The sequence below is a fragment of the Paenibacillus sp. MER TA 81-3 genome (assembly GCF_023713585.1).
GTDB classification, from domain to species: domain Bacteria; phylum Bacillota; class Bacilli; order Paenibacillales; family Paenibacillaceae; genus Paenibacillus_B; species Paenibacillus_B profundus.
Window position 1 is genome coordinate 1 of sequence record NZ_JAMAWB010000164.1, and the last position, 223, is coordinate 223.

The 223-nt window shown below is 45.7% G+C and carries 1 protein-coding gene; it reads right to left on the reverse strand.

What is annotated here, in order from left to right; genetic code table 11:
* Positions 1–223 (reverse strand): transposase (locus M3650_RS31700; RefSeq protein WP_251580326.1); only part of this gene is annotated, 223 nt, incomplete at both ends.

The following is a 223-nucleotide window of genomic DNA, read 5'->3' on the forward strand; positions in this document are numbered from 1 at the left end:
GCGACTGGGTGATATAAAACATTGTTAATGACCTCGGACTTGAGCCACTTCCATAACCCTTCAACAACGTTGAGATGCGGGCTGTATGGGGGCAGGAACACAAGTTCAAGACGCCCTTTCATTTTATCCAAAAATGGCTGCAGCAGCTTGGCATGATGAATGCGTGCATTATCTAGCACGATTGCGATTTGGCCTGCAGGGTATTGAGTAACAATCTTTTCAA